This is a genomic window from Arachnia propionica, from assembly GCF_003932785.1.
GTDB classification, from domain to species: Bacteria; Actinomycetota; Actinomycetes; order Propionibacteriales; family Propionibacteriaceae; genus Arachnia; species Arachnia propionica_B.
The window spans coordinates 1-17725 of sequence record NZ_RQYT01000039.1 but is presented as its reverse complement, the minus strand read 5'-3'; the positions used below and the strand labels follow the sequence as shown (position 1 = coordinate 17725).

Here is a 17725-nt window from a genome sequence, read left to right as displayed (position 1 = left end):
TCTGGACAGAGTGTGCTGCTGATGACAAGCGTGTCCTGGGCCAGGGCGATGCCTGGGGGCCCAGGTGAGTGGCTTGGGCTTCGAGCCGCCGTCTCGCAGCCAGGTGGAGAAGGTGGGCAAGAAGCTCCGCAGAATCTTCCGAAGAGAATTGCCGTGGGAGGAGCTCGGGCCGTGCCAGGAGGTCATCGAGCGACACCGACAGACCCACACCGGGCCGATGCTGAACGCGAACAACGGGATGCGTCGCTACGCCCGTGGTGTCGGGGTCGAGGTCCAGGTCACGCAACGCCTGAAGCGGATGGAGACCATCATCGCGAAGCTGACCGGCTATGAGTCTCAGATGAATCTGGCCAGGATGCGTGACATCGCCGGGGTCCGGCTGGTCGTCAGCACTCTCAGCGAGCTGTACCGCCTCCAGGAAGAGGTCGTCAAGAAGCGGCACAGGCAAGGCGTCGAGGTGATCGACTACGTGACTGAGCCCAGACAGAGCGGTTACCGCGCCATCCACCTCATCTGCACCTACACGTCGAAGGGCGTGACCCGTCCCGTGGAGGTGCAGCTCAGGACACAGCCCATGCATGCGTGGGCGGACATGGTGGAGCGAGCTTCGAGCATCCTCGGGGTGAACCACAAGCACGACGGCTATACTGCGTTCCACCGGTGGGCCCTTCTGTGGTCGCGTAGAGTGGAGGCCACAGAAATGGGGCTACCCTCCCCCGTGACGGACGCGGACCTGAAGAGGGCTTGGGTCGAGATGTTGGAAGGCAGACTGACGAGATGAGCATCAAGCACTTCCTGCTCGTGTTCGACCGAGAGGTGGGACACCTGATCGAGCAGCGCGACTTCGGCACGAACATGGGCGAAGCCATCGAGGAGTACCAGCGCCTCGAGCGAGAGCACTTGGGCAACTCGCGCTACGACATTGTTCTCGTCGGTTCTGACTCCATCGAGACCGTCAAGGTCACCCATGCCTCCTACTTCCGCAACGGCTTGGAGGACCTGGAACAGTACCTGCGGTCGGTGATGGAGGATGCCGGAGTCACCATCGACTGAGCAGACATGAAGAACGTCCCCTCGCGTCAGGCGAGGGGACGTTCTTCGTACCGACTTCGCGACCGTTCGGACAAGACGGAGGGGCGATCCACCGGAGGGGCAGGCTGCGCGAGGAGCGGACCGGTGCCCCTGGGGCGTGGAGGTTCGAGCCCCTGTCCTCGGCACCGTCGAGGATGCGTGGGTTCGCCATCCCATCGGCCAGTTTTGGTGAATATACTTGTGGGCAACGAACGGAGAATCCAGTGACTCGACTTCTCGCCCCTGTTGCCGTCCTCGCCCTCATCTCCCTGGCGGCCTGTTCCGGACCCAGCCCCGCCCCCGGGGCCTCGGAGTCCTCCTCCATGGTGGAAACCACCCAGGAGGTGACGACGGAGAACCTCCAGTCGGAGCCGCCGGCCCCCGACGAGACCGCGACCATGCCCGCCCCGGATCTGGAGGGCGATCCCGTGCCCGCCTTCATCGGCATGGTGGAAATGGCCGGGGTGGAGCGGGGCTCCGCCACCGACGAGCAGCTGACCGTCGCCGGACACCACGTGTGCGCGGCCTTCAAGGAGGGGCGTTCCCTGAAGGAGGTCGTGGCGGGCCGTGCGGACACCGACCTCGCCGCCATGGATGAGAAGTCCTATCAGCTGCTGGCCGTCGCCGCCAGCGAGGTCCTGTGCATGGACGAGCAGGCCCGCATCGCGGAGGAGTACCAGCAGCTGTCCTGAGTGGACGGAGGGGTTACGGGCCGAAGCTCGAATCCTTGAAATGGACCTTGGCCTCGCCGACCCCGTCGATGGTGCCCTCGTGCACGATGACCTTCTCCGAGTACGCCCCGGAAGCGGTGTTGCCGGAGACGGTGAGGTCCGTGACGTCGCCGATGATCCTCCGATCCCCGGTGCGGCCCCGGGAGACGTCGGCCCCGACGTACACCAGTGGTGCGCTCCCGTTGGTGGTCTGGAAGGAGTTCCCGGTGATGGTGACGCCACGGAGGGGGCCGAAGCCGCCGTTGTACGTGACCTTCTTGTTGTCGACGGGTGACTGGATGTAGCCGCTGCTCATGTAGCTGTACGGATTGTTCCCCCGGCTGAGGATGGAGGCACCGTCCCACACGGATTCGACGCCGATCGCCGCCTTTCGGGCGCGGCCCTTGAGGGTGTTGCCCGAGAACACGGTGCCATGGGAATCCGTTCCCGCGTACATCATCCACTGCGGGTTGCCGTCGCCCGTGATGGTGATGGAGTTGTTGAGGAACTGGTTGTTGTCGCTGGCCTGGTAGGCCTGGAGCAGGGCCTGCCGACTGGCACGCCCGGACACGACGGTGTTGTTGCGCAGGACGTTGTCGTCGGAGTTGTAACCGATGGTCACCCCGGAGGAGCCGCCCTCCAGCAGCTGGTTGCTCTCCACCGTGTTCCCCGAGCTGTTGTTCTGCATCGAGATGTTGCGCATGTTCATCGTGATGGTGTTGCCCGAGATGGTGCTCTGGGACACGCCAGAGAAGGAGATCCCGTAGTAGCCGCCCGAGATGTTGTTGTTCCTGATCTGGATGTTGCGGGCGTGGAGCCGCTGCGGGTTGATGGACCCGGTGTGGGTGTAGCGGTCCCAGTACGGCGAGGTGAGGTTGTAGGTGGTCTCCTTCTCCTGGGCCGCCTCGATCACGATGGAGTTCACCACGCCCTTGTTGTGGGCGTCCCCCGTGACATTGTCGATGCGGCTGTCCTCGATGCGGATGTTCTCGACGTCCGAGACGCTGGCCGAGAACTGGATCCCTCGGTGGTTCGCCCTGTCGATGTTCACGCGCTGGATCGAGACGTCCTTGACCGAGTTGCCGAGGATGCCGATCCCGAAGGTCGTGTCCCCCATGTCGAGTGTGAAGTCCCTGAGTGACATGTCGGAGGACTGGGTCTCCAGTTGCAGGGCGGCGACGGGCCGCTTCGCGTCGCCCTTTCCGGTGGGGGTCAGTGTCGCCCCCCGCCCCTCGATCCCCTTCATGTTGCGGGGGAGCTTCACGGTGCCGCTGTAGCTGTAGGTCTGGGACGGGGCGAGCGCCAACGGCTTGCCCTGAGTGGCCGCGAGTGCGGCGGCGGAGTTGAGCGTGTCCCCGGCGTCGGACGGGATGTCCCAGGCGATCAACTCGACCGAGTCCTGGAATCTCGCCCCGTAGGACTCGCCGCCGAACGTCTGGGTGACCTCGGAGGCCGCGCCCTTGTCGAACACGACGTGCGAGGTGCCGTCGCTCACGACGACGTGCTCAGCGGCGTTGGTGAGGGAGCGGGCCTCCGCGACGGAGGAGACCACGGGCACCTCGCCCCTGGCGTGGGCCTCGGTCAGGCCGGATGCCTCGAGGAAGGCCTCCAGGGAGGGTCCGACAGGTACCCCAGCGGGGGCCGACGGTGCTGGTGCCGGCGAGGGCGGGGGATCCGCAGGGGTCGGGGCGGATGGCGGAGTCGTGGGTGCTGGCGCGGGGTCCTCTGGGATCGGTGCGGGCGTGGGCACCGGTGCGGGTTCGTGGGCCGTCTGAGCGGGGGCTGGTACCGGGACGGGCGCGGGACCGGGAACAGGTGGCTGCTGCGAGGAGTGTTCCTGCGGCGCGCTGTGTTCCACCGTGGGCGGTGACGGCGGAAGAGGTGCTGGGTCCGTCGGCGCAGTGGGCTCCGCATCGGGGGTGCCCGCATCGCTGGGGGCGGGGGCAGGGGACTCCTCTTCCAGATCCGGCTCGGGAGCGGGAAGCAGGTCGTCCTCGGGGAAGAGCGATGCGCTGTGGGAGACCTCCGGAGGGGCCGGGACGGCACGCCCGGCGTCAGTGTTCTGTCCGCTGCATGCCGTCAGGAGCATCGTGACGGCGGCCGCGGCTGAGAGAACACTGAGAAGTCCGGGGCGGTCATGCATCTGTCGACTCCTCGTTCAGCATGAGAAATTCTCAGCAGACGGCCGGGGTCGCTCGCCACTCGGCAATGTCACTTCGGCCAGATGGCCGACGCGCACTGTCAACCTCGGTGATCGACCCAGCGTTGACCGATCGGCGTGCCGGAGAGTGCCCCGGAGGAGAGGGCGGCGAGGGCTGCGTCGAACTCGTCACGGGCGGTGGCGGGGATGGCCACGGTGACCTCGGCGCAGTCACCCCAGGCGACCTCGTCGACGACAACGCCCGCACCCGAGGGCAGCACCATGGTGCGCAGCGCCCCCTCGATGTGCCCGATGGAGGCGAAGTCCACGTCGATCCGAAGCAATGATCGGAGCTCCACCCGGCGGGTGCCGGCTGCCTGGATGGCCTGCGCGACGGCGTCCGAGTAGGCGCGGACCAGGCCCCCGGCGCCGAGCTTGATCCCGCCGAAGTAGCGCGTCACCACGGCCACCACATCCGTCAGCGCGTTGGCGTTGAGCACCCCCAGCATGGGTACGCCCGCCGTGCCGGCGGGTTCCCCGTCGTCGGAGGAGCGTGCGGTCCGTCCATCCGGCCCGAGGACGAAGGCGGAGCAGTGGTGGCGGGCATCGAAGTAAGCGGAGCGGCGTCCCTCGATGACCGCGCGGGCCTCGGCCTCCGTGGTGACGCGGAACAGGCGGGTGAGGAATCGGGAACGCTTGATCTCGAGTTCGACGTCAACGCCGGACCCGACCTCCGCGTCGACGGTGAGGTAGTGGTCAGACACCGAGTTCGCGGCGGAGCTTCGCGACGTGTCCGGTCGCCTTCACGTTGTACTGGGCGACCTTGATGGTGCCGCGGCCGACCTCATCGACATCGATGACGAAGGTGGAACGGAGCACACCCTCGATCTCCTTGCCGTAGAGCATCTTCTTCCCGAAGGCGCCGTAGGCCTCCAGGGTGCCCCGTTCCGGATCGGACAACAGGGGGAAGCCCACGTCGGAGGTCTCGGTGAACCTGGCGAGGCGCTCGACGGTGTCCGGGGACACCCCGATGATCTGGTAGCCGGCGTCCTTGAACGGGGTGAGGGCCTCGGTGAAGTCGACGGCCTGGGTGGTGCAGCCCGGAGTCATCGCGGCCGGGTAGAAGTAGAGGATGACGGTGCCTCCGGCGTAGTCAGCGAGACGAATCTCCTTGCCCGTGGCGTCGGGAAGCGTGAACTCGGGGGCCTCGGAGCCCGGGGTCAGGCGCGCAGTCATGGTGGCCAGTGTACTTGGGGTGAGTCGGGGGTCCGGGTTCCCGCAGCGGGCGCGCCGATCCGTGTGGGCGCATCCTCTAAGCTTGGGATGACTGTTGTGGAAAGGGAAGCCATGAGCAACCAACGCGGGCGCACCGTGGAGGAGATCCGTGCCGATCTGGCCCGGAACCGGGCCGCCGTCTCCGAGGCCGCGGCGGATTTCGTGGAGGCCTACAAGCCGAAGAACGTCGCCAAGCGGACCGTCAACGAGGCGAAGAGCTTCGTCGCCGGCGAGTTCCGTGCGTTGAAGGCCCCGCTCCACGACGACGAGACCGGGTGGCGCACGGATCGGTTGATGGTGCTCGGGGGCGCGGTCCTCGGTATCGCGGTCTTCGCCCTGACCATGACCACGATCAGTCGACGTAGGCGGTGAACGACGACGGCCCCGGGGGATCCGGGGCCGATTCCTCAGGTGCAGTACACCACCAGGGACTCGAACCCTGAACCCGCTGATCGGAGTGGCCGTCTGGGGTGGGATCGTCGCGAGGAACGTCAGAGGGGTGGCGCAGCAAGGCGGACGACGAGAAGCGCACTGGAGGTGCGCTCGAGGAGGAGAACGCAGCTGTGGCGGCCGCAGCAGGTCACACCTCAGGCGGGCCTCCGGGAGTCAGCTGCTCTGCCGGTTGAGCTGGTGGTGCGCGGACCCTTGGGGCCCAGTACACCACCAGGGACTCGAACCCTGAACCCGCTGATTAAGAGTCAGCTGCTCTGCCAGTTGAGCTAGTGGTGCGCGGGCCTGTGGGGCCCAGTACACCACCAGGGACTCGAACCCTGAACCCGCTGATTAAGAGTCAGCTGCTCTGCCAGTTGAGCTAGTGGTGCTTGCGCGAGGAACAACAATAGTGGTTCCGGAGCTCAAAGGAAAATCCAAGCCAACTCGACCTCGTGGGGTGGGCTCCGACGTGCGTGTGGTCGTGGCCAGGCGGCAGGTGTCGGTGCCGCCCGGCAGTCGGTGGCGGTTCCTGGCGACGATGCGGTAGACGGCGGCGGCGATGCGTCGGATGACCGGCATGGTGAGAAGCCGGCCGAGGAGTGGCCACGGGAGGCGGCTGGCGCGTAGGGCCGCAGCCACCGCGTCGCTGCCGACGTGCACGGTGCCTCCACGGTCGACCACGTGGAGGGCCTCCAGGCAGGCTCCGCGGTCAAGGCCGAGGGCGGTCGGATCGGTGGCCTGGACCGCGATCGCGTGAAGCTCCGTGCGCAGCCAGGGGCGCCCCGTCCAGGCGACGCAGCGGGAGCAGAAGCCGCAGTCGCGGTCGTAGAGGAGGACGCCCCGGGGGGAGGTGGTCATGTTTCCAGCATGCCAGCCGGGATGAGGCCCCGGTGTCCCGATAGGGTGGGGTCATGGCTCCAACGCAGGAGAGCAGGCGCAGGCCCAGCAACGTGGCGCTCAAACAGACCATGGCGGTGACGGGGATCATCTTCGTCGGTTTTGTCGTGGTCCACCTGTTCGGGAACCTCAAGGTGTTCGCGGGGGCTGACGCCTTCAACCACTATGCCGCCTGGCTCCGGGAGGTGGGGTATCCCCTCCTGCCCCGGGAGAGCGTGCTGTGGGGGCTGCGTGTGGTGCTCCTGGTGTCGCTGGTCGCCCATGTCTGGGCCTCTGTCGTTGTGCGGTTGCGTGCTCGACGGGCGCGGGGACGGCATCGTCGTCGGTTGAAGGGGTATCGCCCCAGGGTGGCCGGCGGCATGCTGCTCGGTGGGGTGGCCATCCTTGCCTTCATCCTCTTCCACATCAGTGACCTCACCCTCGGCGGCCCGGGGGCCGCGGAGACCTTCCGGCATCCCGATGTGCAGGTCCACGCCTACGAGAACCTCGTCGCCAGTTTCTCCCGCCCGTGGGCGGCTGCCTGCTACGCGATCGCGATGGTGGTGATCGCCATCCACGTGGAGCACGGCTGGCGGACCCTGCTGCAGGATCTCGGGGCGACGGGGCAGCGCTTCCGCAGGGCGTGGGTGCTGGTCGGCGGCGCGGTGGCGTTGGCCATCCTCGTGGGCAACGCATCCATCCCTCTGCTCGTCCTGACCGGGGTGATCGCATGAGTTTCTTCCGTCCACGTCCCCGCCCGCAGCACGTCGCTGCGGCACCGTTGAGTGGAGGGGTTCCCGACGGCGATCCCCGCACCGCATGGCAGCGCCGACGAGCCGAGTACCGACTGGTCAGCCCCGCGAACCGGAAACGTTTCACCGTCATCGTCGTCGGGACCGGGCTCGCCGGCTCCGGAGTGGCGGCGGCCCTGGGGGAGCTGGGGTACCGGGTCGAGTGCTTCACGTTCCATGACGCCCCGCGTCGAGCCCACAGCGTCGCGGCCCAGGGCGGGATCAACGCGGCGCGCGCCCGCAAGGTCGACGGCGACAGCCTCACCCGGTTCGTGACTGACACCGTCAAGGGCGGGGACTTCCGTGCCCGGGAGGCCGATGTGTGGCGGCTCGGGGAGGAGTCCGTCCGGGTCATCGATCACATGTCCGCCATCGGCGCCCCGTTCGCCCGTGAGTACGGGGGAGAGCTCGCCACCCGGTCCTTCGGTGGGGTGCAGGTGTCGCGCACCTATTACACGCGTGGACAGACGGGGCAGCAGCTGCAGGTCGCCGGGGCGCAGGCGCTGCTGCGGCAGGTGGAACGGGGGAGCGTCACCCTCCACACGAGGACCGAGATGCTCGACCTGATCGTCGCCGATGGCAGGGCTCAGGGCGTGGTGGTGCGGGACCTCGTGACGGGTCAGCTGCGGGCGGTGACGGGCCATGCCGTGGTCCTCGCCACCGGCGGATACGGCAGCGTCTACTTCCACTCGACGCTGGCCATGAACTCCAACGCCACCGCCACCTGGCGGGCGCATCGTCGAGGGGCGCTGTTCGCCAGCCCCAGTTTCGTGCAGTTCCATCCGACGGCCCTGCCCATCTCGTCGCAGTGGCAGTCCAAGACGACGCTCATGAGCGAGTCGCTCCGCAACGACGGCAGGATCTGGGTGCCGGTGCGGCCGGGCGATGACCGGGCTCCCGGCGCGATTCCCGAGGAGGAGCGCGACTACTACCTGGAGCGTCGATATCCGGCGTTCGGCAACCTCACGCCGCGCGACATCGCCTCGCGGGCGGCGCGCGCCGAGATCGACGCGGGCAGGGGGGTCGGGCCGTTGAGGAACTCGGTCTACCTCGACTTCCGGGACGCGATCTCCCGACTCGGGGAGCGTGTCATCGAGGAGCGGTACGGCAACCTGTTCGAGATGTACGCCGATGCCACGGGCGAGAACCCGTACGAGGTGCCGATGCGTATCGCGCCGGGGGCGCATTTCACGATGGGGGGCCTGTGGAGCGACTTCGACCAGATGACCTCGATCCCGGGGCTGTTCGTCGGCGGCGAGGCGGGGAACAACTACCACGGGGCGAACCGGTTGGGGGCCAACTCCTTGCTGAGCGCCTGCGTCGACGGGTGGTTCACCCTGCCACTGTCGGTGCCGAACCACCTTGCGGCGATCGGTGCCGGGCCCGTGCTCCCCGAGGATCACCCTGCCGCGCGGGAGGCCGTCACGGCGGTACGGGAGCGGATCGCCCGGTTCATCGAGAACCGTGGCACGACGCGTCCCGCCACGTTCCATCGTCGGCTCGGGGAGATCCTCTACGACGGGTGTGGTGTGACGCGTTCCGCGGCAGGGCTGAATCGGGCGTTGAGCGATGTGCGGGCGCTGCGGGACGAGTTCTGGCGCAGTGTGCTGGTGCTCGGTGGGGCCGACCGGTTGAACCAGGAGCTGGAACGGGCCGGACGCGTCGCCGACTTCCTGGAACTCGCCGAGGTGATGATCCTCGACGCGCTCGACAGGGACGAATCGTGCGGTGCCCACTTCCGTGAGGAGCACGCCACCGAGGACGGGGAGGCGGCGCGTGACGACGCCCGCTGGTGCAGCGTCTCCGCGTGGGAGACCCGGCCCGATGGGACGCACCGGAGACACAGCGAGCCGCTGCACTTCCAGTCTGTCAAGCTGCAGGTGAGGAATTACCGATGAAGGTGGAACTGGAGATCTGGAGGCAGGACGGACCGGAGGATCGCGGCCGACTGGAACGGCACGTCATCCACGACGCGACCCCTGAGATGAGCCTGTTGGAACTGCTGGACCGGCTCAACGAGCAACTGTTCGAAGAGGGCAGGGAACCCATCGCCTTCGAGTCGGACTGTCGGGAGGGCGCGTGCGGTGCCTGCGGAGTGACCGTGAACGACATCCCGCACGGTCCGGTCCCGAACACCCCGTCCTGTCGGCAGCACCTGCGGGCCTTTGGTGGGATCACGAAGCTGCGGATCGAGCCGCTGCGGTCCTCGGCCTTCCCCGTCGTCCGCGACCTCATCGTCGATCGCTCCGCTCTGGATCGACTCATCCGATCAGGCGGTCACGTCGACGTCCAGGCGGGGACAGCCCCCGATGCCGATGCGATGCTCGTGGGACACGATGATGCGGAACTCGCACTGGACTTCGCCGCCTGCATCGGGTGCGGGGCCTGCGTTGCTGCCTGCCCCAACGGGGCCGCCCATCTGTTCGCGGGGGCGAAACTGGCGCATCTGGCGCTGCTTCCCCACGGACGGGTCGAGCGTTCCCACCGTGCCCGCGAGATGGTCACCGAACTGGATGCAGGATTCGGGCCGTGCTCCAGCTACGGCGAGTGCGTGGAGGTGTGCCCCGCGGGTATTCCGCTGTCCGCGGTGGCCGCGGTGCAACGTGAGGTGTACCGGGCCGCGATCCGATGATCCCTCCAAGGTCGAGGTCTTTGGAGGACGCTCGGATCGGGGTCGCCAGGGCGACCGTGCTGGATTCGCCTGTCCCGGCACCCTCTTGTCCCGCTCTCCTTCGGGGAGACCATGGCTGCGACACGGCGTGGCGTCGTGGTGATTTGGGTTTGGGGCATAACGTGAAGGGGACATGAAAGGAGTGCCATGAGGATTGGCATCATCGAGGGGGCCACGCGGCCTGGAAGCAACACGTCGGTCGTGACCCGATGGGTCCTGGAGCAGGTTCCTGAGGGTGTCGAGGTGGTTCATCTCCCGCTCACGGAGCACGTCCTGCCGCTGTTCAACTGGGAGAAGCACCCCATGGCTGCCGGCCGGCAGTACCCGACCGAGGCCATCCAGGCCTGGGCGGACGCGGTCAACGACTGCGATGGTTTCGTCTTCGTCGTGCCCGAGTACAACCACGGGATCCCGGGTGGGTTGAAGAACGCGATCGACTGGCTCGGCAGCGAGCTGTGGGGTAAGGCCTCGGCCTTCGTCGGTGTGGGTGCCGACAGTGGCGTCAGGGCGGTGGAGCAGTTGCGTCTCGTCCTGGCCAACTTCAACCAGTACTCGATCCGCTCCCAGGTCTCCCTGTCCATCTTCCGCGACATCGCGGATGGTGCCGTGCAGGCCTCCGACCAGAAGAGCAAGGACCTGGCGGGGCTCTTCGAGGAGCTCACCGCGACGGTGGCCAAGCTCAAGGGCTGATCGTCCGACAGGGAGGGTCGAAGGAGGGGACTCCTTCGACCCTCCCTGTTGCTTGGAGGCCGTACTCAGGGGCGCAGCAGCACCTTGATGGCGCGGCGTTCGTCCATCGCCCGGTAGCCCGCCGCGGCCTCAGCCAACGGCAGGTGCAGGTCGAACACCTTGCCCGGCCTGATCCTGCGCTCGAGGATCCGTTCGATGAGATCCGGAAGCAGACGTCGGACCGGGGCGGGTCCGCCGAGCAGATGCACCTGCTTGCCGAAGAGCAGGGAGCCGGGAAGGTTCACGTCGTGCGAGACCCCGACGAAGCCGACGTGCCCACCCGACCGGCAGGCCCCGATGGCCTGCTCCATGGACTCCTGGGTGCCGACGGCCTCGACGACGCTGTGTGCTCCGAGACCATTGGTGAGTTCAAGGACCTTGGCGACCCCTGCCGCACCTCGTTCCTCGATGATGTCGGTCGCGCCGAACTCGCGGGCCAGTGCCTGGCGTTGTGGGTGACGTGACATCGCGATGATGCGGTCCGCTCCCAGCTGTTGCGAGGCGAGGACGGCCAGCAGACCGACCGCCCCGTCACCGACCACCACGACACTTCGGCCCGGACCCACCTCGGCGGCGAGTGCCCCGAACCATCCGGTGCCGAGGACGTCGGAGGCTGCGAGGAGATCCGTCAGGACCTCGTCGGACTCGGGTCGGCCGCCGGGGACCTTCACCAGGGTCCCGTCTGCGAGGGGGATGCGGACGAACTCGGCCTGAGTGCCGCTGGCGAAGCCGCCCGTGATGCAGCGGGAGGGGTACCCGGAGGTGCAGATCTCACAGGTGTTGTCGGACAGACAGAAGGAACCGACGACGAAGTCCCCCGGGGAGACGGTGGTCACCGCATCCCCGACCTCGACGACGGTTCCGACGTATTCGTGCCCCATGGGGCGGTTCTCCACCGGGTCGTGGCCCCGGTAGGGCCACAGGTCCGATCCGCAGATGCAGGCTGCTGCAAGCTCGATGACGGCGTCGCCCGGGTCCTGGATGGTGGGGCGTTCCACATCGGCGACGACCACGTCGCCCGGTGCCCTCATGATGACTGCACGCATGATGGTCTCCTCACGGTGGTTGGCAGGTGGGTCCACCTGATCTCGACCCTACCGGTGGGGTGGCTCCGGTGGAGTTGAGGTGTCGTGACACGATGAGGCCATGACAGCGATCCGTGAACTCGGTCCGGGAGACGGCCAGCTGCTGCTGGGTACCACCAGTGAGGGTCCGATGGCGAGGATGGGGCATGCGCTGCGGATCCTGGTCCAACAGTGGCAGGCGACGGTCGAGATGGCGGATCAGCCGATGGGGTGCCGACTGCGGGCACGGGCGGATCTGACCTCGTTGCGCGCTCTCGACGGTCACGGGGGTGCCACGCCGCTGACCGAGGAGGGGCTGCGGAAGATCGAGAGCAACGCCGCCAGGATCCTTGGGTCCGGGACCCACCCTGAGGTGACCTTCGTCTCGACCGCGGTGTCCGGGGGCTGGGATTCGGGCCGGGTCGAGGGTGAGCTCACGATCCGAGGCGTGACCCTGCCCCAGGCCTTCCAGGTGCAGCGGCTGGCCGATGGCTCCCACCGGTTGTCGGGATCGATCGCCCAGTCCCGATTCGGGATCAAGCCGTACAGCGCCATGATGGGGGCACTTCGTCTCGGCGACGAGGTCAGCGTCGAGGTGGCCGTGACCCTGTGATCCTGCGGCTGGACCGGCCCTGACGGATGCCGCGTCGTGGCCTTTGATGGGTGGTGGCCACGCAGCGCCGCAGCCGTCACCCAGGGTCTGGCTCGGCCTGCCACGACCGCCACAGGTGTGCGTAGGGGCCCTCGGTGGCCAGGAGGTGTGCGTGGGTGCCGTCCTGGACGATGCGACCCTCGTCCATCATGATGATCCGGGTTACGGAAGAGACCATGTCGAGCTGGTGTGCGATGACCAGCACGGTGCTGTCGGGCATGAGGTCGAAGACCCCGGCCTCGGGGTTCTCCTTGCCCAGCGCATCGAGTGCGGAGAAGGACTCGTCGAAGATCACCACATCGGGGTTCGCGACGAGGGCCCTGGCGAGCGAGAGTTCCTGCTTCTGGGCGGCGGTCAGGTGTGGCCCGTCGCCTCCCACCACGGCGTCCAGGTCGGTGGCCCAGTCGGCTCCGACGCGTTCCAGTGCCCGCAGCAACTCGGTGTCCGGGACGGGGTGACGCATGGTCAGGTTGTCCCTGAGCGAGGCGTCGAAGGCGTGCGCCTCCTGGGTCATCAGCGCCACGCGGCTTCGGAGGCAGTCCAGTTCCAGTGTCTCTGCTGCCACGCCACCGATGAGCACCGAACCCTCTCGGGCGCTTTCGATGCCAGCGATCAGACGGGCCAGGGTTGACTTGCCGCTCCCCGAACGGCCCACGACCACGACGCGGGACCGGGGCGGAATGTCGAGTTCCCTGACGCTGAGGACGACCGGTCCGGTGCCGTAGCCGAACTGGACGTCGTGGAGCGTGATCCGGGAGTGCTCGGTCCGTTTGGTGCGCGTCTCGACCGGGACTGTGCCCAACCCTTCGATCCTGGCCATGGCTGCCGAGGCACTCTGGATGTCGGAGAGCGAGTACATCACGCGTTCGACGGGGCCGGCCACGCGGTACGCGATCATCGCGCAGGCCACGACGGGGCCCACACCGACACCGCTGGAGAGGGACCACAGTCCACCGCCGACGAGGACCGCGACGACGGGGACGATGTGCGCCAGGTCCAGCGTCGGGAGGAACCAGGTCTGCAGGTCAACGATCCGTGCGAGGCCTCGGCGGTGCTCCCCGATCGCTGCCGAGCCGATGCGTTCGCGTGTTGCACTGAGGCCGTGGGCGGCGATCGTGCGTGCGCCGGCCTCAGAGGCCGAAACCGTCTCGGCGATCTCTGCCATGGCTCTTCGCTCCCGGGCGAAAGCCGGGTTGGCGCTTCGTGTGTAGACCCTGCCCGCCCAGGTCAAGGGCACGACCATGATCAGGAGCAGGGGAGCGAGGATCGGGGAGACCACGAACGCCGCCATGAGCAGGGCGAGGAGTTCGATGAGGGCAGCCACCACGGTGGGGCCGGTGTGTCGCAACACGTGGGCCACCGCAGCGACGTCGCCGGTCGTGCGGGTGGTGACATCGCCCAGGCCCGCCTGCTCGATGAGGCCCAGGGGGAGGTGGAGGGCGCGCTCCAGCGTTGTCTCCCGCAGCTGGGCAGCTGCTCGTTCGCCGTAGCGGTCACTCATGCGCAGCCCATGACGTGATGCGACGAGTTGGACCATGATGCCCGCCACCAGTGCAGCGCACAGGAGGTCCACGTCCGAACTGCCCCACCCGGAAGCGATGCCGTCGATGATGAAGCCCAGTGCGACCGGGATGGCAACTCCTCCCGCCGCTGCGACGAGGTACAGCGCCAGGATCCCCACCAGGACCCGCTTCTCGCGGACGAGCACCTTGGCGAGCGCACGGCGGACGGCTTGAGGGGTGGCGACGGGGAGGGTGGTGCTGTCAGGCATCGTCACCACCTGGGGTGGGAGCGGCGGCCGGGTCGACCCACCTCAGGGCCAAGGGCCCCGGGTCGCCACGGAGGTCGACGACCGCGTCAGCGTGGGACCGCCAGATGAGCGACCGGGTGGCCACGATCGTGGTGGAGCCCGACCGCGCCTGCTTGATGCGTTGCGCGATCTCCATCTCGGTGGCGGCGTCAACGGCTGAGGTGGGGTCGTTCAGGAGGAGCACCGCCGTGTTGCGGGCGATGCCGCGCGCCACGGCGAGCCGCTGGCGTTGCCCGCCGGAGAGGTTGAGCCCGCGATCCAGCACGGTCTGGTGTTCGCTCACCCGGATGCTGGTGCCGATGTCACCGCCGCTCACCACCGCGAGGGTCTCGTCGACGGCACCCGGCGTGACGTTGAGCACCTCGGCCAACGTGCCCGCGAACAGGTAGTCGTCGTCTGCGACCAGCAGCGCGGAGCTGGCGGCGTGGTCCTCGGCGAATGCCGCCATGGCCTCTCCAGCGTCTGCCATCCGGGCCGGGACCAGCACGGTGAGCTTTCCCCTGGCCACGGGCACGGAGCGCAGGTCGGGGGTGGCAGGTCGAGGTGCCGGCGTGGCAGGTGTGGGCGCCAGGTGTCGCACGATCCGGTCGGCGGCCACCCGGATGCTGACGATTGAGTGGGCGTTTCCGAGCAGGGATCCGGAGTACATCACCAGACCAGTGGCGTAGCCGAATGCCGCACCGAGTTCGCCGACGGTGATCTGGCCGTCCAGGGCGAGCCGGGCCCCGAGCCAGATGACGGCGGTCATGTAGACGAATGGGATGGCCTGTTGCAGGGCCTGGATCCAACTGCTGTGGTTGGACAACGCGTACGAGTCGGCCACCAGCGCGTGCGACTGGCGCCGGTAGCGGTCGAGGAACCGCTGTTCGCCGCCGAGGCCCCGCAGGACGCGAAGCCCCTTCATCGTGTCCGCCGCCATGTCCGTCGTGGTGGCCAGGGTGTGTCGGTAGCGGTTCCAGCGCTCCTCGAGCCTGCCGAGCAGCGGGCCGGCGATCATCGTGGTGGCCAGCACGCCGACCGCGATGGCCAGGCCCAGCCACATGTTGATGGTCCACACCAGCACAACCCCGAGGGTGAAGGCCAGCAGGTTCATCGAGCCGTGGCCCACGGTGGAGAGGGCCGACGCGACCGTCTCGTTGTCCCCCGTGACGACGTTGACCGTCTCACCCACGCTCCGGCCGGGCGCGGCACGTCCGCCACGCGCGGCGCGGTCGTTCACCCGCAGATTGATGTCGCGACGCGCATCCGCTTCCGCCAGCGCCAGCAGCCGATGTCCCAGGGTGTAGGCCAGGGGATTGACCAACGACACCGCCGCCAACGCAACTCCCCAGCGGAGGACGGCCCCGGCGTCGCGCTGAAGCAACCCTTCATCGATGATGCGTCCCAGGAACCACGGGATCGCCATGTGTACGGCGGCCGCGACCGCCAGCAGGGCCACGGCCAGGACCAGCGGCAGCCATCGGGGCGCGATCACTGCGCGGATGAGGCCGGCCCTGGTCACGAGGGACAACCGTACCCGCTGGTCGTCACCTTGCTGCCAACACGCTCCTTGAAGGGCGCACCAGCAAAATAGGATGAAATGCTAGAATTGGCTGCGTGAGGTCGATCACGCTGACTGAGCTGAACCAGAACCCCTCCCGGGCCACGCGGCTGGCGGACCATGGTGAGGTGATCGTGTTGCGCCGTGGGCGCGCTGCCTACCGCATCACCCGGGTTGAGTCCTCCGGCGACCCGCTTGATGAACTCGTGGCCACTGGTCTCGCCAGGCCTCCCCGCAGCGTGACCCCGCGTTCGATTCGACGCTTCCCGACCGTGGCCACCGAGACGGACCTCGGTGCTGTGCTCGACTCCGAGCGGGGCCGGTTCGATGAGTTCTGCTGAGCGCACCTGGTTCGTTGATTCCTCGGTCTTGCTGCGTGCCATCGCGGACAACTCAGTCGCGGCGCGGGAGTGGTTCGAGGCCGCCTATGCGGCCGGTGACAGGTTCGTCGGGTCGAGGATGCTCGAGCTGGAGGTGCTGCGGGTCGTCAAGAACGCTGGGCTGTCCACAGATGTTGCCTGCGAATACCTGGATGAGTTCGCGCTGGTCGCCGTGACTGATGACCTCATTGACGAAGCCATCGCGTTGGATCCGGTGTTGGGGAGTGCCGACTCGGTGCACGTCGCCTCGGCGTTGCGTCTGGGTGCCGCCCACGTCACGGTCGTCACTCACGATGCGCAGATGGCCAGGGCTGCGGCCGCTCTCGGGTTCGTCGTGTTCGACCCGGTCAGCGACGACCCCGGCCGAACTCCCGTGGTGCAAGGGCCTTGATCGGTTCACGCCGTTCCATCCGGGACATCGGTCCTTGGGGCGGATGCTGAACATGAACCAGTGGGCGATCTCTGGTCGATCAGGACGACCTGCTGTGGCGGGGGTCCGCCTTGATCTCTGAGGCGTGTCGCTTGAAGAAGTCGAGGAGTGTGTGGCTGCCCGTTGGGTCACCGACGCAGTCGTGCAGCATGCTCCACGACACGAAGCGCATCGCATCGGCCTTCCTGGGACTGAAGAGGGCGAGAAGTGAGGGCGCGGCTGTCAGGAGCCATGGTGGCAGCCTGGTGGTCCTCACGGGGCGGCCGAGTGCCCGGAATGCGCACTCGGCGAGGCCCTGCCACGTGAACACCTCTGGGCCCCCGATGTTCCATGTTCCAGCTGTGCCCAAGGTGATGCGGTCGACGCAGTACACCGCGAGATCCGCCCCATGGACAGGGTTGATCCGTCCCTCGGGCCGCACGATGAGGACTCGTCCCCGCTGAGCCATCCTCAGGATCTGCGTCATGTCCGAGAAGTATCCCGTTGGGTTGATGATCTGGCTGGGGACGGCTGACTCCGTCAGGTCCTGGACGAAGGCGGCCTTCGCTTGGGTCAGTTGCGCCGGGCATGCGTCTCCTCCCAGGACGTTCACGTAGCAGAACGTCCTGGCTCCGTGCCTCTCCGCTGAGCGGAGGATGGCGAGGTTCGCCCGGTGGTCGATGTCCCAGGGATCGGCCTGCTGTCGGGTGACTCCCAGGGCCGAGATGACGCAGTCCGCTCCTCGAGCCACATCGGCGACGAAAGCAGGATTCGTGACCTCGCCGACGGCCCAGTCGTCAACGAAGCCCTCGATGGAGGGCGAGCCCCATGGCCCCGGGCTGGCGGCTCGCTTTTGGTTCCGCACGATCGCGCGCACCTTCAGGCCACGCCGATGCAACTCCGCGGCGATGAATCGTCCCAGGTAGCCCGTCGCCCCGGCGAGGAGAACCGTCTGGGTCATGGATTCTGTCCTTCCCACTGGCGATGTGGTGCAGTGCTGACAGAATACGGCCACTCCCGATCACGGTCCTGTCTCGCAGGGGCCGCGGTGGGCGCCTCGACGAGACCGTTCACGTATGGCAAAGTGAAGCGCCTGAGGTTTTGCGCCGCTCCTATGCGGGTTCTTTCTCTTGGACAGTAGCAGCATAGTGGATGGTTTCGTGGTGGGCGGGGGT

At 67.6% G+C, this 17725-nt stretch carries 19 protein-coding genes and 2 tRNA genes; 11 read left to right on the top strand and 10 right to left on the bottom strand.

What is annotated here, in order from left to right; translation table 11 throughout:
- Nucleotides 1-64: 64 nt before the first annotated feature.
- From EII35_RS12710 to EII35_RS12700, 3 genes are all read left to right on the top strand, one after another.
- Complete coding sequence (locus tag EII35_RS12710; protein WP_125228839.1) at nt 65-781, top strand: RelA/SpoT domain-containing protein; 717 nt, start codon at nt 65-67, stop codon at nt 779-781.
- Nucleotides 778-1053: a hypothetical protein gene (locus EII35_RS12705; protein ID WP_185744324.1), complete on the top strand. Its 276-nt coding sequence runs from the start codon at nt 778-780 to the stop codon at nt 1051-1053. The genes EII35_RS12710 and EII35_RS12705 overlap by 4 nt, the downstream gene beginning before the upstream one ends.
- Nucleotides 1054-1295: 242 nt before the next feature.
- Nucleotides 1296-1763 (top strand): DUF732 domain-containing protein, encoded by a 468-nt coding sequence (locus EII35_RS12700; RefSeq protein WP_185744323.1) that lies wholly within the window; start codon nt 1296-1298, stop codon nt 1761-1763.
- Between the two features lie 13 nt (nt 1764-1776).
- On the opposite strand, the gene EII35_RS12695 is transcribed toward EII35_RS12700, so the two are convergent.
- The 3 genes from EII35_RS12695 to EII35_RS12685 form a co-directional block, all read right to left on the bottom strand.
- Nucleotides 1777-3924 carry a right-handed parallel beta-helix repeat-containing protein gene (locus EII35_RS12695; protein WP_125228837.1) on the bottom strand — a complete coding sequence of 716 codons (2148 nt, stop codon included), beginning with the start codon at nt 3922-3924 and terminating at the stop codon, nt 1777-1779.
- Between the two features lie 98 nt (nt 3925-4022).
- Complete coding sequence (locus EII35_RS16650; RefSeq protein WP_125228836.1) at nt 4023-4685, bottom strand: IMPACT family protein; 663 nt, start codon at nt 4683-4685, stop codon at nt 4023-4025.
- Nucleotides 4678-5157, bottom strand: a complete 480-nt coding sequence (locus tag EII35_RS12685) for a peroxiredoxin (protein WP_125228835.1) — start codon at nt 5155-5157, stop codon at nt 4678-4680. Before EII35_RS12685 ends, EII35_RS16650 begins: the two co-directional genes overlap by 8 nt.
- Before the next feature lie 111 nt (nt 5158-5268).
- Between EII35_RS12685 and EII35_RS12680 the strand changes: the two genes are divergently transcribed.
- Nucleotides 5269-5568, top strand: a complete 300-nt coding sequence (locus tag EII35_RS12680; protein ID WP_185744322.1) for a DUF3618 domain-containing protein — start codon at nt 5269-5271, stop codon at nt 5566-5568.
- A 284-nt stretch (nt 5569-5852) separates the two neighbouring features.
- Here EII35_RS12680 and EII35_RS12675 read toward each other — a convergent pair.
- From EII35_RS12675 to EII35_RS16720, 3 genes are all read right to left on the bottom strand, one after another.
- A tRNA-Lys gene (locus tag EII35_RS12675) sits at nt 5853-5925 on the bottom strand.
- A gap of 19 nt (nt 5926-5944) precedes the next feature.
- Nucleotides 5945-6017 (bottom strand) — tRNA-Lys (locus tag EII35_RS12670).
- Complete coding sequence (locus tag EII35_RS16720; protein WP_125228848.1) at nt 5980-6486, bottom strand: thiol-disulfide oxidoreductase DCC family protein; 507 nt, start codon at nt 6484-6486, stop codon at nt 5980-5982. The genes EII35_RS12670 and EII35_RS16720 overlap by 38 nt, the downstream gene beginning before the upstream one ends.
- A gap of 53 nt (nt 6487-6539) precedes the next feature.
- Between EII35_RS16720 and EII35_RS12660 the strand changes: the two genes are divergently transcribed.
- From EII35_RS12660 to EII35_RS12645, 4 genes are all read left to right on the top strand, one after another.
- Nucleotides 6540-7238: a succinate dehydrogenase cytochrome b subunit gene (locus EII35_RS12660; RefSeq protein ID WP_125228833.1), complete on the top strand. Its 699-nt coding sequence runs from the start codon at nt 6540-6542 to the stop codon at nt 7236-7238.
- The gene (locus EII35_RS12655; RefSeq protein ID WP_125228832.1) at nt 7235-9193 is read left to right on the top strand and encodes a fumarate reductase/succinate dehydrogenase flavoprotein subunit; all 1959 of its coding nucleotides are present in this window, start codon (nt 7235-7237) and stop codon (nt 9191-9193) included. The genes EII35_RS12660 and EII35_RS12655 overlap by 4 nt, the downstream gene beginning before the upstream one ends.
- Nucleotides 9190-9927 (top strand): succinate dehydrogenase/fumarate reductase iron-sulfur subunit, encoded by a 738-nt coding sequence (locus EII35_RS12650; protein ID WP_125228831.1) that lies wholly within the window; start codon nt 9190-9192, stop codon nt 9925-9927. Before EII35_RS12655 ends, EII35_RS12650 begins: the two co-directional genes overlap by 4 nt.
- Nucleotides 9928-10113: 186 nt before the next feature.
- A complete protein-coding gene (locus tag EII35_RS12645; protein ID WP_125228830.1) occupies nt 10114-10656 on the top strand; it encodes an NADPH-dependent FMN reductase in 543 nt (180 codons plus the stop codon).
- A 65-nt stretch (nt 10657-10721) separates the two neighbouring features.
- Here EII35_RS12645 and EII35_RS12640 read toward each other — a convergent pair whose 3' ends face one another.
- Nucleotides 10722-11741, bottom strand: coding sequence for a zinc-binding dehydrogenase (locus EII35_RS12640; RefSeq protein WP_125228829.1), 1020 nt, complete (start codon nt 11739-11741; stop codon nt 10722-10724).
- A 100-nt stretch (nt 11742-11841) separates the two neighbouring features.
- Between EII35_RS12640 and EII35_RS12635 the strand changes: the two genes are divergently transcribed.
- Complete coding sequence (locus tag EII35_RS12635) at nt 11842-12372, top strand: YceI family protein (RefSeq protein WP_125228828.1); 531 nt, start codon at nt 11842-11844, stop codon at nt 12370-12372.
- 76 nt (nt 12373-12448) lie between these two features.
- Here the strand turns inward: EII35_RS12635 and EII35_RS12630 are convergent, their stop codons facing one another.
- Together EII35_RS12630 and EII35_RS12625 are read right to left on the bottom strand one after the other, a co-directional pair.
- The gene (locus EII35_RS12630; protein WP_125228827.1) at nt 12449-14182 is read right to left on the bottom strand and encodes an ABC transporter ATP-binding protein; all 1734 of its coding nucleotides are present in this window, start codon (nt 14180-14182) and stop codon (nt 12449-12451) included.
- Nucleotides 14175-15722, bottom strand: coding sequence for an ABC transporter transmembrane domain-containing protein (locus tag EII35_RS12625; RefSeq protein ID WP_125228826.1), 1548 nt, complete (start codon nt 15720-15722; stop codon nt 14175-14177). The genes EII35_RS12630 and EII35_RS12625 overlap by 8 nt, the downstream gene beginning before the upstream one ends.
- A gap of 95 nt (nt 15723-15817) precedes the next feature.
- Here EII35_RS12625 and EII35_RS12620 point away from each other — a divergent pair, with 95 nt between their 5' ends.
- Together EII35_RS12620 and EII35_RS12615 are read left to right on the top strand one after the other, a co-directional pair.
- Complete coding sequence (locus EII35_RS12620; protein WP_125228825.1) at nt 15818-16102, top strand: type II toxin-antitoxin system Phd/YefM family antitoxin; 285 nt, start codon at nt 15818-15820, stop codon at nt 16100-16102.
- On the top strand, nt 16089-16532 hold the full coding sequence (locus tag EII35_RS12615) for a type II toxin-antitoxin system VapC family toxin (RefSeq protein ID WP_125228824.1): 444 nt from the start codon (nt 16089-16091) through the stop codon (nt 16530-16532). The genes EII35_RS12620 and EII35_RS12615 overlap by 14 nt, the downstream gene beginning before the upstream one ends.
- 79 nt (nt 16533-16611) lie before the next feature.
- On the opposite strand, the gene EII35_RS12610 is transcribed toward EII35_RS12615, so the two are convergent.
- Nucleotides 16612-17511 (bottom strand): NAD(P)H-binding protein, encoded by a 900-nt coding sequence (locus tag EII35_RS12610; RefSeq protein WP_125228823.1) that lies wholly within the window; start codon nt 17509-17511, stop codon nt 16612-16614.
- Between the last annotated feature and the right edge of the window lie 214 nt (nt 17512-17725).

Bases quoted from the DNA above. Each gene is read 5' to 3' on its own strand.
- EII35_RS12695 (WP_125228837.1), bottom strand. From the start codon at position 3,924: ATGCATGACCGCCCCGGACTTCTCAGTGTTCTCTCAGCCGCGGCCGCC.
- EII35_RS12610 (WP_125228823.1), bottom strand. From the start codon at position 17,511: ATGACCCAGACGGTTCTCCTCGCCGGGGCGACGGGCTACCTGGGACGA.
- EII35_RS12660 (WP_125228833.1), top strand. From the start codon at position 6,540: ATGGCTCCAACGCAGGAGAGCAGGCGCAGGCCCAGCAACGTGGCGCTC.
- EII35_RS12635 (WP_125228828.1), top strand. From the start codon at position 11,842: ATGACAGCGATCCGTGAACTCGGTCCGGGAGACGGCCAGCTGCTGCTG.
- EII35_RS12685 (WP_125228835.1), bottom strand. From the start codon at position 5,157: ATGACTGCGCGCCTGACCCCGGGCTCCGAGGCCCCCGAGTTCACGCTT.
- EII35_RS12650 (WP_125228831.1), top strand. From the start codon at position 9,190: ATGAAGGTGGAACTGGAGATCTGGAGGCAGGACGGACCGGAGGATCGC.
- EII35_RS12630 (WP_125228827.1), bottom strand. From the start codon at position 14,182: ATGCCTGACAGCACCACCCTCCCCGTCGCCACCCCTCAAGCCGTCCGC.
- EII35_RS16720 (WP_125228848.1), bottom strand. From the start codon at position 6,486: ATGACCACCTCCCCCCGGGGCGTCCTCCTCTACGACCGCGACTGCGGC.
- EII35_RS12655 (WP_125228832.1), top strand. From the start codon at position 7,235: ATGAGTTTCTTCCGTCCACGTCCCCGCCCGCAGCACGTCGCTGCGGCA.
- EII35_RS12705 (WP_185744324.1), top strand. From the start codon at position 778: ATGAGCATCAAGCACTTCCTGCTCGTGTTCGACCGAGAGGTGGGACAC.
- EII35_RS12640 (WP_125228829.1), bottom strand. From the start codon at position 11,741: ATGCGTGCAGTCATCATGAGGGCACCGGGCGACGTGGTCGTCGCCGAT.
- EII35_RS12645 (WP_125228830.1), top strand. From the start codon at position 10,114: ATGAGGATTGGCATCATCGAGGGGGCCACGCGGCCTGGAAGCAACACG.
- EII35_RS12615 (WP_125228824.1), top strand. From the start codon at position 16,089: ATGAGTTCTGCTGAGCGCACCTGGTTCGTTGATTCCTCGGTCTTGCTG.
- EII35_RS12680 (WP_185744322.1), top strand. From the start codon at position 5,269: ATGAGCAACCAACGCGGGCGCACCGTGGAGGAGATCCGTGCCGATCTG.